We start from the raw sequence: 12,178 nt of genomic DNA on the forward strand, positions 1-12,178 counted from the left end.
CGAACCACGCATGCAACACCGCACAAAACAGATCAGTCACCCACGTCCGGAACGGGAGAGGGCCGGGGTGAGGGTGCGCGTCCCGCTCTCCCGTCGCGCTTCGACTCCGCTCAGCGAGACACTATTTCGTTGTTCCGCTCCCGCTGTCCCGTCGCGCTTCGACAAGCTCAGCGAGACACAGGGTCGTGGTCCCGCTGTCCCGCTGTCCCGAGTTCCCGCTACACATCCGAACGAAATCACTGCACGATGAATCGACGCAGGTAGCGCTCAGGTCGGTCACCATCAGGAAGGTCGATGGTGATGAGGAAGAGGCCCGGCGTGAGGTGATGGGTGGATAAATTGTGGAGACGGTGCTCGCCAGGCTCGAACTCGAGGTGGTTCTGTTGCATCACACGACCAAGCACGTCGGTCACGGTCACGAGCGCACGACACGCGTGCTGCGACGCGGGCAGGTACACGGGCAGAACACCATCACCGCCGTTTGCGTGCAGGGGATTCGGATAGACGGATCCGATACTCAGACCTTCGGGTGTGACGGCATCGACGGACGTTGCCACATTGTATCCGCTTCCTGTCAGCGCGATAGAGACAACCGGCGTCAATTGATCAAGCGTCAGGCGCAGGTAGGCCTGGCGCATGCCGTTATTGCGGGGAACAAAGGTGACAGGCACAATAATCGAATCGCCCGGCCGTAGTGTGACAGGCGGAGCAAGTGTTGTGGTGAAGTCGCGTGGATTCACACCCAACACGTCGGCCGACAACACGCGCAGGGGAACCGCACCCGTGGATTTTACAACAAAGCTGCGTGTGACCGGCGTCCCGTTGCTGCTGTCGAAACGCAGAAACACGGGAGCAATCGCGGATGTCGGATACACACCCGTACCCGAACATGACAGCGCTCGCACGGTCGATCCGCCGTTGCTGAGCATGGTAAGAGCCGCGCTCTCCGATCCGTTGAAGCGCGGTGTGTAGCGGATCGTCAACGGAATCGAATCGTTGGTGTTGAGTGTGAGCGGCAGCGCCGGCGCATTCACAAGACTGAACGCGTCGGCATTTAATCCGTCGAAACGCATCGTGTGAATTATCAGAGCGCCGTATCCGTTGTTCTTCAATATGCCGCGGAGCGTGGTGTCGACGGGTATCCCCACCTTGCGTGTGCCGAAGGCGAGACTGGTGGGATACGACCCGTGATTCGGTATCAAGCCGATGCCACTCACGCCGAGTATGTGCTGCGACCCGGCCCCGTAGGTGAGGCGCACGCCGTTGGCGCGGTAACCGCGGTCGCGCGGCACGAACTTGATCCCCAACATCACCGAATCGCCCGGCCGCACAAAAAACGGGACACCGGGAGCATCCGTAAAGAGGAAGTCGGTGTTGGAGGTGCTCGTGAATCCCAGAGCGGTCACGGTCACGGTGTCGGGTCCCGCATTCAACACGGGAAAACGTATCTCGCGTGTCGCGCCGTAGGTGACACTGTCGAAGCCGATGCTGTCGGGCGCGAAGGCGCTGAAGCTTACACGCTGCGCGTAAATGTCCGCGGACCCGTCGGCAACACGTCCGTCCTGCCATGCGAGTATGGCGGACGAACGTCCGCTGGACACCATACGCAGATTCATCTGGTTGCGTTCGATGCGCAGCAGTGGACCGCCGCCGGAGGGATAGCGCACGGTGGTGCCGGGATACAGCGATTGCATGAACAGATCAAAATCGGCGGCGTTGCGTTTATCCTGCCAGGCGCAGAACATTCCTCCAAGTCCGTCCGGCAGCAGCATCGGAATCTCCTGTGTGTCGGTGCTGGTGCTCACCACCACGCCATTTGTCGAATCTGCTCCGCTGACCTTCCAGATGGCGGCGCCGCTGGCGTCGATGCGACGCGCGTATATATCGGCGGTGGCACCGCCGCGGAAATCGGCCCACGCAGCAATTGCACCCCCGAAGCCGTCGGCGATTAACGCGAGGTTGGTCTGGTCGTTGCGCGCGCGAGTCAGCGGCTCGCCTCCCGCGGTGCGTTGCGCGGATCCGGATCGATCGAGTTTCTGATAGTACACATCCGATGTGGTGCCGTTCCTGTAATCCTCCCACACGAGCACACAGGCGCCCCGTCCGTCGGAGACGATCTGCGGCCGGATCTGCCGCGCGGGCAGCGCGGTCACCCCGACACCGTTCTGCAGCCACAACGCGGTTCCGTTTGCATCCACACGTTGCGCGTAGATGTCGTCGTCGGTGCGTTTATCCGTCCACACAACGTACACGCCGCCGGAACCGTCGTCGGCGAGATGCGGCGCGATCTGGTCGCGCGGATCCGTCGTGAGTTTCCGTCCCGCGGCCGTCCACAATGCCGCGCCGGAGGCGTTGAGGCGTTGTGTGTACACGTCGGCGTCTCCCGCGATGCGGCGATCTTCCCACGCAATGACGACACCGCCGTTCCCGTCGGGCAGCATGTCGGCGAGGAGCTGGTCGCCCGAAGCCTGTGCCACTGCGATGCCGTTACTGGTCCACAGAATGGCGCCCGTGGCGCTGAGACGCTGGGCGAAAAGATCATAGTCGTTTCCATTCCGCCGATCCCACCAGCAAACGATGGCGCCGCCGTTGCCATCGGACACGATGTCGCCGAGGGCCTTGACACCGGCAGCGGCGCAGAGAGTCACACCGCTGGTGTCCCACAGCCGCCGGCCACCCGCGTCGAGTCGTTGCGCGACGAGACGCGGCACACCCGCGCCCACATCCTCCCAGACTATGATCGCGCCATCGAGGCCGTCGGTCGCGAGCACTGGCGCGCGTTGAATGCCGACGGAGGTCGACACGGGCACTCCCGTCTTGTTCCAGTGTAAGGTCTGCGCTCCGGCGACGGACACGATTTCCAACACACAGGCGCATACACAACCCACCATCACTCGCAGCGTCATGATTCCCGCACTCCGTGAATAAAAGAAAAACCAATATAGACCGAGACGGGGGAGCGGGGCAATTCCTGACACGCGACCTCTGAATAGCCGCGTGGTTTTGTCCGCGCTGCCGCGCCGTCGTATTTTGCCGCCTTACTTTCACGACATGCGGCAGCACCATGAAACTACTCTCATCCGACGAGGCGGCAGCCGTCCTTCGTCCCACATTGCGCGGCGCGCGCGGACGCTTCACCGTCGCCGACGCAAGCGCCGCCTCCGGCCTGGCCATCGAGGACGCGCGCACGGCGCTTGATGCGCTGATGAACCAATACCAGTGCCGCCTGCAGGTCACCGAATCGGGCGAGATACTCTACGATTTCGGGACCTCCCTGCATCGCCGCGGCGAGAAAAGCACGTCCGAAAAATTGCGCGACGCCGGCCTTCTGCTGTGGAAGACCTTCACGTGGCTGTTCAAGATCTGGATCACGGTGATGCTCATCGTGTACCTTATCGTGTTTACGCTGCTGCTGCTGGCGATGATTTTCGGCGGGCGCTCCGACAGCAAAAAGGGCGGCGGTCTGCGCTTCATCGGCGATCTTTTCGGCGACCTCTTTTCTCTCGCCGCGCGCGGCATGATACTCGTCGACATGTCGGACCGGCACGGGTACAGGCACAAGGCGTACCGCCAGGCCGAGCGCGCGAATCCGCAGACGCCGGAGCAGAAAAAGCGGCTCGTGCAGTCGGTGTACGACTTTGTATTCGGACCTCCACGTCCGGTATTTGATCCCTTCGCACAGGAGAAGGAGATCGTGGCCTGGCTACGCTCGCAGAAGGGCGTGCTGACCGTCACCGAAATTGTCGCGCTCGCGGGATGGACCTACGAGGAGGCCGAGCAGCGCCTCGCCGATTACCTCACACGATTCAAGGGCAGCGCCGACATCACCGACGACGGCGTGCTGGTGGGCCGCTTCCTCGACGTGCTGCGCAAGGGTGACGACGCGATGAAGGGCGGTTCGGTGGAATTGTTCTGGGATGAATACGAGGCGCCCTACGAAATGACGGGCAACAGCGGCGGGCGTGACTTTTTCATCGGGGCGGTCAACGCGTTTAATCTGTTGTTCTCGATGTCCATCGTTTTTTCGAGCGGCATGCAGGAGTCGATACTCTCGATCATCGAGGACGAATTTTTCGGCACCGCCGGTTTTGTGACCGTGGCACTCGGCTGGATTCCCTTCATTTTCTCGGTGATATTTTTCCTTGTGCCGCTTGGCCGTGCCATCGTTGTGCGCACGCAGGAGCGCGCGCGGCTCGAGCGCAACAAACGCAGGCGCATCGTCCGTGCGGTGTTCGAGGCGGGCGGCAGTGCGCGCACGCTCGACGAACTCTGCGCGTCGGTGAACAGGCCCGGCCTCGCCGTGATGGATCGCACGGAAATCGAGCGTTTGCTCAATCGCGCTCTTACCGAGTTGCATGGCGATCTGGTGCTGCGTGACGACGGCACACCGCTGTATCGATTTCCACGTATCGAAACGGAAACTGCGGCCGCCCGCGCGGAACGGACCCGATTTTATGAGCGGACGGATCTCGGCGGCGTGGTCTTTGATACTGGTGGGTAGCTTGTGGTTTGGCCTGCGAGCGGTCGATGGATAGATCGGTCTATTCTGTTCGCGTGAGGAGAAAGGATACAGGAGACACGAATCGAGCAAGTGCCTGTCTCCTGACTCCTTCCTCCTGAATCCTCACACGAGCGTGAGGATACTATCCCCCTGAGTCAGATAGTGCAGACAGAAACGATAAAATGCGCTATCTACGATAGGTTTTGTATATTCGGCAATTCCCGCCTGGATACTGCCAGACACAGTGAGTTTCACCATTAATCCGAACGCACCATGTCGTATTCCTTCGAGTTATCAGAGCAACAGGAACTGATCCGCCAGACGGCCAGAGATTTTGCGGAGAGCGAGATCCGTCCGCATGTGTTGGAGTGGGACGAGGCGCAGCATTTCCCGACGGATGTGTTCCGCAAGATGGGCGAGCTCGGTTTCCTGGGCATCATGGTTCCGGAAGAACTGGAGGGTGCGGGACTCGGTCCAATAGAATATGCGCTTGTGGTCGAGGAAATTTCACGTGTGGATCCGGCGGTGGGTCTCGGCGTCGCGGCGCACAACGGATTGTGCACCAATCACATCCTGCTGTTCGGATCCGATGACATACGCCGCCGCTACATTCCGGATCTCGCAAGCGGTCGGACGATGGGCATGTGGGGTCTGACCGAGCCCGGATCCGGCAGTGATGCGGGCGGCATGCGCACGACGGCCGTGCGCGACGGCGACTCGTGGGTGATCAACGGATCAAAAAACTTCATCACACACGCCTCCGTGGGCCGCACCGCGGTCATCATGGCTGTGACGGAGCCCGGCATCGGCAGCAAGGGCATTTCCGCCTTTGTCATGGACCGCGACACACCCGGTTTCAGCACGGGCAAGAAGGAAAACAAACTCGGCATGCGCTGCAGCGACACGGCTTCCCTGATCCTCGAGAACGTGCGCGTTCCCGCCGATCATCTGCTGGGTGAGAGCACCGGACTCGGTTTCAAACAGGCCCTGCAGATCCTCGACGGCGGTCGCATTTCCATTGCCGCCAACTCTCTCGGCTGCGCGCAGGGCGCGTACGAGACTGCGCTTGCCTACGCGAAGGAGCGCAAACAATTCGGCCAGCCGCTTTCCGAATTCCAGGCCACACAATTCAAACTTGCGCAGATGGCCATGGGCATCGAGACCGCGCGGCTCATGACCTACAAGGCCGCATGGATGCGCGCGCAGGGCATGGACATCAACATCGCCGCGGCGGAGGCAAAACTGTACGCCAGCGAAGTGGCAACACGTGTCACCAATGAGGCGGTGCAGATCCTCGGAGGGTACGGTTTCACGAAGGACTACCCGGCCGAGAAATACTACCGCGACGTGAAGCTGCTCACTATCGGCGAAGGCACATCCGAAATTCAGCGGCTCGTGATCAGCCGCCGTCTGCTGGCGGACTGATGCAGTTCCAGGTCGTTATACGAAAAACCTACGAGGGTTTTGACGCGGCCGTGCCGTCGATACGCGAATGCGACTCGTGGGCACACACAGAGGACGAGGCCATAGAACGGCTGCTCGAACGCGTGCGCTTTTTTCTGAACCTCGAGGCGGGCCGCAAGCACTCGCTCGATGTGCTCCGGAAGGAAGACGGCGAGACCTATTACACGCTGACCATACGGGATCGCTGACGCGCATCACCGCGCGGCGCCGTGCAGCTCTTTCAACCTCCGTCGAAATTCCCCTTTTCCACTCGGCGTGATTGGGCTAGTTTCGTGTGGCGGCGTGGCAGAACGCCTTCCGAAAACACATATATATCCCAATCGTCTGGTATGAGGTACTCCATGGCGGCGACGGCAACGAAAAAGCGGCTCGAGTTTTCCGTGATCATACAGTGGTTCGGCCTGATTGTTCTTCTGATCGGCTGCATCTATCTCGCGGCGCAGCTCAAACAGCAGTCCAAACAATTGATCGGCCTGAATCGGCTGATCGTCGGTCAGCGCGTGCAGATTAACCAGTTGCAGAAACAAGTGGCCTTCCTGAACGATACGCTCGGCTTGCCGGCCGGTGGTGAACGCGCGCGAGCCCGCGTTGGAAAGGACCGTGGTACACATGCGGGAGCACGCACGCGACAACAAGAAACGACGAAGAATGCCGATCCGTCCTCACAGCGTACCCCTACGCCCGGAGCCGTCACACAGACTGCTCCCGACGGAAAACAGCAACAGAGCAAAGTTTCCGACGACGCTCAGAACATACAGCAGAGCGATGACGTCACATCCGCGACGCACACTCGGCGTCAGCATGCTCCGAGAACCGCCGCTGCCCCGCGGCGGTCACGCGGCACGGAACAGGCGGCATCGGCGCGTGCTAACTCCGGCTCAAAGGGGTATGTGCTGATCACGGGGCAATTCACCACACGCGGGCAGGCGCTTGTCGAACAGCAGCGGCTATTGTCGAAGGGGTATCCCGCGCGTGTGCAGGGACGCGGCGGACGTTGGAGCGTTTCGGTCGGAACCTTCGAACATCCGCACACCGCGCGCACATACAAAGCGGCTCTGGAGCGGGATCTGCCGGGCAGATCCGCCTCGATCGTCCACCTCGGGAAATGAGAGGCCGTCCCGGATCAGTGTCTGTCGTTGTCGCTCGGAGGAGGCGGAGTCAAGGGACTGCCGCTGTCATCCGCTCCGGCCGGGCTGTCCGAATCGTATCCTGAGGACGTTTCATCACCGTCTGACGTGGGGACGTCGGACTGCTCCGCGGACATATCCACCGGCGGCTCCGAGACCCGTGGTGACGCATGCAGCGCCTGTGCAAGTTCGGCGATTTCGAGCGGAGCCGACGCGGCGATATCCTCGAGCTCGGCGGCCGCATCCTCATTGCCGATACTGTTGACGAGACGTTCCAGCGGATGTGTGATCGAGGTTGCCGTCCACACTGCAAGCAGGCCCGCCACACCGATCAGAGCAAGAACGGCGGGGATGAGTATGCTCGGGCTTCGCTGCAGAAAGGGTCGAAGACCCGGCGCAAAAAGCGCATCGAACACAAAGAGTCCCACGCCGAAACTGAAGAGCAGCATCAGCAGATGCGAGAGGAAAAGCCGGAGAAAAATGGAAGGGCGTTGTATGGTGGTTTTCATCTGTTGTGAACACAAGAGTGTATCATGGCAACGTATCTCGCGGACACATCACAAACAAACTGCCGCATTGTTCGGCAAGCAGTTCCGCCGTACTTTTGTCTCGTTCTTCGAGCAATTCAAACGCCCATGACGTCTCCCATAATCAGCATCTCCGGCATACGCGGTATACCGGGCGAATCGCTCCTCCCACCGGATATCACCCGCTTCACGGCCGCATTTGTGCGGCTGTCTGGCGGCGGTCCGCTGGTCATAGGCCGCGACGGACGGTCGGGCGGCGACACGCTGCAGGATCTGGTCGTGGCGGCGGCGCGTATGTGCGGCGCCGACGTGATAGATATCGGCGTTGCGCCCACTCCCACTGTGCAGCTCGCCGTGGAGAAGCTCGGGGCGCGCGGCGGCATTGCCATCACGGCAAGCCACAATCCCCAGCAGTGGAACGGACTCAAGTTCCTCGATGCGACGGGTGTGTTCCTGGACGCCCGCCAGAACGCTGCACTGCAGGCGATTCTTGCCGACGAAAATTTCCCCTGGGTCGGATACGAGACCTTCGGCAAGCGCCGCGATGCCGCGGAGTTCTGGCGCACACATGTGGAGACCGTGCTCGCGTACAACGCTGATGCGGTGGCGCGTATCCTCACACGCGCCTTTACCATTGTGGTGGACGCCGTCAACGCATCCGGCAGTCACATCGTGCCCGCGTTGCTCCGCGAACTCGGCTGCACAGTCATTCCCGCCGCCTGCGATGGAAGCGGACTCTTTCCCCATGCGCCCGAGCCCTTGCCACACAATCTGGTATCACTCGGTGAGGCCGTGCTGCAGCACCGTGCCGACATGGGTTTCGCCATCGATCCCGACGCCGACCGTCTCGTGGTGTTCACCGAAAAGGGCGAACCCTACGGCGAGGAATACACCGTCACCACTGCCGTTGCAGCAGTGCTGGCGCGATGTGATACACCATCCAGCGTACACACGGTGGTGAATCTCTCGACCACACGCGCAGTGGACGACATTGCACGCTCCTACGGTGCCACAGTACATCGCACGCCTGTCGGCGAAATCAACGTGGTTGCGCGCATGCTTGAGACAGGCGCGGTTGTCGGCGGGGAGGGGAGCGGTGGCGTCATCGTGCCCGCGATCCATCCCGGGCGCGATTCACTCGTGGGCATACTTTTGCTGCTCGATGCGCTCAGCGGTTTCGACGGTCCCGTATCCGCCTACCGCGCACAATTGCCCGAGTATTCCATCCGCAAATTCACCTACAGTACCGCGGGACGCGACAGCGCGGCCATACTCGCACGCATCTGCGAGACCTACGCCTCACATGCGCCGAACACCGCCGACGGTGTGCGTATCGATTTCCCCGAGGGCTGGGTGCATCTGCGTCTATCCAACACCGAGCCCATCATGCGGGTGATTGCCGAGGCGCCGAGCGGTGAGACCGCCGAGGCGCTGGCCGCCACCGTGGCCCGAGAGGCCGGACTCATCACATCGTAACAGGGCGCAGCACAGCGCCGCACTCATCACACAGAAAATTCCATCACGCACCACTTCACTTTGAGAGGCAGCCATGACGACCATACTTGACATTTTTGCGAGAGAGATACTCGACTCGCGGGGCAATCCGACGATCGAAGTGGATGTGGAGCTGGAGAGCGGGGTCACGGGTCGCGCGGCCGTGCCCAGCGGCGCATCCACCGGCGAGCGTGAAGCGGTGGAATTACGCGACGGCGACAAGGAGCGGTATCTCGGCAGAGGCGTGCAGAAGGCCGTCGAGAACGTCAACGACGTGATTGCCGACGAACTGATCGGGTGGGATGCGATGGACCAGACCGGCATCGACAATTTCCTCATCGAACTCGACGGCACCGACACCAAGGCGAATCTCGGCGCAAACGCGCTGCTCGGTGTGTCACTCGCGACGGCAAAGGCCGCGGCGGAAACGCTGGGCATGCCGTTGTACCGCTACATCGGCGGCACCAACGCGAAGTACCTGCCCGTGCCGATGATGAACATCCTCAACGGCGGAAAACACGCCGACAACACAGTCGATTTTCAGGAATTCATGATCGTGCCTTTCGGCGCGCCCACATTCAGCGAGGCCCTGCGCTGCGGCACCGAGATTTTTCACGCGCTCAAGAAGGTGCTGTCGGACGCGAAGTTGAACACATCGGTGGGCGACGAAGGCGGCTTCGCCCCGAATCTGAAATCGAACGAGGAAGCGATACAGTACATCCTCAAGGCCATGGAAAAGGCCGGGTACACCGACGCCGAATGCGGCATCGCCCTCGATGTGGCCGCCAGTGAAATGTTCGAGAAAGGCAAGGGCAAGAAGCCGGGCATGTACCGCTTCTTTAAATCCGACAAGAGTCTCAAGACCTCCGAGGAAATGGTCGAGATGTACGTCAAACTCGTGAAGAAGTATCCGATTATTTCGATCGAAGACGGCCTCGGCGAGAATGATTGGGTGGGTTGGAAAAAACTCACGGACGCTCTCGGCGACCGCTGTCAGCTTGTCGGCGACGATGTGTTTGTCACGAATCCCGCCATACTCAGCCGCGGCATCGATGCGGGTATCGCCAACTCAATACTCGTGAAGGTCAATCAGATCGGCACACTCACCGAGACTCTCGACGCGGTCGAAATGGCCAAACGCGCCAGGTACACCAGCGTGATCAGCCACCGCTCGGGCGAGACCGAGGACGCCACCATCGCCGACATCGCCGTTGCCACCAACGCCGGACAGATCAAAACCGGCTCGGCGAGCCGTTCCGACCGCATCGCGAAATACAATCAGCTCCTGCGTATCGAAGAGGAACTCGACACCTCCGCGATCTATGCCGGCGCCGCTGCCTTCAACATTCAGCGGTGAACATTCTCGTCGCGCCCGATGCCTTTAAAGGCACGCTGCGCGCCGATGAAGCGGGGCGCGTGATCGCCGCCGCGATACAGGCGGTCCGACCCGGCACACACATCACCGTGCTCCCCCTTAGCGATGGGGGGGAGGGCTGTGCGTCCATATTGGGCACAGCCGCCGGTGCCGAGCGCCTCCGCTGCCGGCTTCACGACTGGAGCGCACGTCCGTTCGACGCGGCGTACTGGGTCACCCCGTCGGTAGGAGGACCGCCCACGGCCGCGTATCTCGATGCAGCCACGGTTCTGAACGCGTCACTCTCCGTGCCCGGTGGACCTTCCGTCCTCCATCGCAGTTCCACCGTCTTCGGGGTGCTGCTGCGCAAAGCCCTCGAGACGGGAGCGCAACAGGTGTATGCCGGCCTCGGCGGCACCTTTACCAACGATGCGGGCATCGGTATGGCCGCCGCGCTCGGATATCACTTTTTCGACCGCGAAGGGCGCCAAATCCCCATCGGTGAAACCATCGACGCAACACTTCCCGTCGTGCTCCAGGCCGTGCACCGGATCGAGAAACCACGCGAAGGATGGGATGCTAACAACTGCCATATCAACGCCTTGTGCGACGTGACGAATCCTCTCACCGGATCAGAGGGTGCAACACACATCTACGGTCCGCAAAAAGGACTCGCCCCCGTGGACGTACAATGGCTCGACGATGCACTCGCACATTTTGCCGCCTGTGTGTCCAGGGACGTTGGTGATCTTGATCCGGAGAGCCCGGGCAGCGGCGCAGCCGGCGGACTCGGTTTTGCCCTTGCCGCCTTTACCGGTGCGCGCCTGCTTCCCGGTGCCGACACCGTGATGCGCGCCGTCGGTTTTCACGAGGCACTGCGTGGCGTGGATATGGTCATCACCGGCGAGGGGCGCATAGACGAACAATCGGCCATGGGCAAAGTGGTGGGCGAAGTGTCCCGTGCCGCGCGTGAATCCGGCGTGCCGTGTATTGCCTGCGCCGGCACCATCCGCGGGGACCGGGAGACAATCACGCAGAAGCTTGGCTTACACAGACTCGTGACCGTGCTCGACAGGGAACCCACGCCGGATGATTTGAGCCAGGCCGCGTCGTTGTTGAGCGAAGCTATCACATCCCTGTTCCATGAGATCGGTAGACTGTGACTCGCGCGGTGGGCGAGGAAAGATTGGTAAATGGTAGATGGTAACTGGTAGATGGGTAGATACGTAGATTGGTGTACTCTGTTCGAGTGAGGAGACAGGAATCAGGAGGCAGGAGCCAATCGAGTCTCGGCCTGTCTCCTGTCTCCTTCCTCCTCTATCCTCACGGGAGAGTAGACGATCAGACGATTAGACGATCAGACGATCAGACGATTAGACGATCAGACGATTAGACGATCAGACGATTAGACGATCAGACGATCAGACGATCAGACGATCAGACGATCAGACGATCAGACGATCAGACGATCAGACGATTAGACGTTACGAATTGTGTCCCTATTGATTCGGCGGGTGCACAATCACGCGTGGGGGAGGCGCGAGGCGCGGATGCCTCCGCACGCTTCATTTGTACTAGCTACGATTAGACCTGACAGACGGTGGTTTGGTCGGTCTGATTCGAAGTCTCAAAAGATGTTGGTAATGTATCGAGGAGTTTTTCTTTTGCAAGCGGTATGGAATCGAGAAAGGTCTGCATCGGCGTCTTGCCA

General features: G+C 60.9%; 9 protein-coding genes. 7 read left to right on the top strand and 2 right to left on the bottom strand.

What is annotated here, in order from left to right:
- Nucleotides 1-236 precede the first annotated feature (236 nt).
- A complete protein-coding gene (locus HY962_16750; GenBank protein ID MBI5648582.1) occupies nt 237-2,906 on the bottom strand; it encodes a choice-of-anchor D domain-containing protein in 2,670 nt (889 codons plus the stop codon).
- Nucleotides 2,907-3,064: 158 nt separating this feature from the next.
- Between HY962_16750 and HY962_16755 the strand changes: the two genes are divergently transcribed.
- The 4 genes from HY962_16755 (at nt 3,065) to HY962_16770 (ending at nt 7,074) form a co-directional block, all read left to right on the top strand.
- Nucleotides 3,065-4,501: a hypothetical protein gene (locus HY962_16755; protein MBI5648583.1), complete on the top strand. Its 1,437-nt coding sequence runs from the start codon at nt 3,065-3,067 to the stop codon at nt 4,499-4,501.
- A gap of 273 nt (nt 4,502-4,774) precedes the next feature.
- Nucleotides 4,775-5,926, top strand: a complete 1,152-nt coding sequence (locus tag HY962_16760; GenBank protein ID MBI5648584.1) for an acyl-CoA dehydrogenase family protein — start codon at nt 4,775-4,777, stop codon at nt 5,924-5,926.
- On the top strand, nt 5,926-6,153 hold the full coding sequence (locus HY962_16765; GenBank protein ID MBI5648585.1) for a hypothetical protein: 228 nt from the start codon (nt 5,926-5,928) through the stop codon (nt 6,151-6,153). The genes HY962_16760 and HY962_16765 overlap by 1 nt, the downstream gene beginning before the upstream one ends.
- A 153-nt stretch (nt 6,154-6,306) precedes the next feature.
- A complete protein-coding gene (locus HY962_16770; protein MBI5648586.1) occupies nt 6,307-7,074 on the top strand; it encodes an SPOR domain-containing protein in 768 nt (255 codons plus the stop codon).
- A gap of 14 nt (nt 7,075-7,088) precedes the next feature.
- Here HY962_16770 and HY962_16775 read toward each other — a convergent pair whose 3' ends face one another.
- Nucleotides 7,089-7,601, bottom strand: a complete 513-nt coding sequence (locus tag HY962_16775) for a hypothetical protein (protein ID MBI5648587.1) — start codon at nt 7,599-7,601, stop codon at nt 7,089-7,091.
- A gap of 126 nt (nt 7,602-7,727) precedes the next feature.
- Between HY962_16775 and glmM the strand changes: the two genes are divergently transcribed.
- The 3 genes from glmM to HY962_16790 all read left to right on the top strand — a co-directional run bounded on the left by glmM (nt 7,728) and on the right by HY962_16790 (nt 11,630).
- Nucleotides 7,728-9,095: a phosphoglucosamine mutase gene (gene glmM, locus HY962_16780; protein MBI5648588.1), complete on the top strand. Its 1,368-nt coding sequence runs from the start codon at nt 7,728-7,730 to the stop codon at nt 9,093-9,095.
- 73 nt (nt 9,096-9,168) lie between these two features.
- A complete protein-coding gene (gene eno / locus HY962_16785; protein MBI5648589.1) occupies nt 9,169-10,470 on the top strand; it encodes a phosphopyruvate hydratase in 1,302 nt (433 codons plus the stop codon).
- Nucleotides 10,467-11,630: a glycerate kinase gene (locus HY962_16790; GenBank protein MBI5648590.1), complete on the top strand. Its 1,164-nt coding sequence runs from the start codon at nt 10,467-10,469 to the stop codon at nt 11,628-11,630. Before eno ends, HY962_16790 begins: the two co-directional genes overlap by 4 nt.
- The last annotated feature ends 548 nt before the right edge of the window (nt 11,631-12,178 follow it).

It is taken from the genome of Ignavibacteriota bacterium (genome assembly GCA_016218045.1).
Lineage (GTDB): Bacteria > Bacteroidota > Ignavibacteria > SZUA-365 > SZUA-365 > JACRFB01.

Coding starts and splice junctions, on each gene's coding strand:
- HY962_16770 (MBI5648586.1), top strand. CDS start 6,307: ATGGCGGCGACGGCAACGAAAAAGCGGCTCGAGTTTTCCGTGATCATA.
- HY962_16750 (MBI5648582.1), bottom strand. CDS start 2,906: ATGACGCTGCGAGTGATGGTGGGTTGTGTATGCGCCTGTGTGTTGGAA.
- HY962_16765 (MBI5648585.1), top strand. CDS start 5,926: ATGCAGTTCCAGGTCGTTATACGAAAAACCTACGAGGGTTTTGACGCG.
- HY962_16760 (MBI5648584.1), top strand. CDS start 4,775: ATGTCGTATTCCTTCGAGTTATCAGAGCAACAGGAACTGATCCGCCAG.
- HY962_16755 (MBI5648583.1), top strand. CDS start 3,065: ATGAAACTACTCTCATCCGACGAGGCGGCAGCCGTCCTTCGTCCCACA.
- HY962_16775 (MBI5648587.1), bottom strand. CDS start 7,601: ATGAAAACCACCATACAACGCCCTTCCATTTTTCTCCGGCTTTTCCTC.
- eno (MBI5648589.1), top strand. CDS start 9,169: ATGACGACCATACTTGACATTTTTGCGAGAGAGATACTCGACTCGCGG.
- glmM (MBI5648588.1), top strand. CDS start 7,728: ATGACGTCTCCCATAATCAGCATCTCCGGCATACGCGGTATACCGGGC.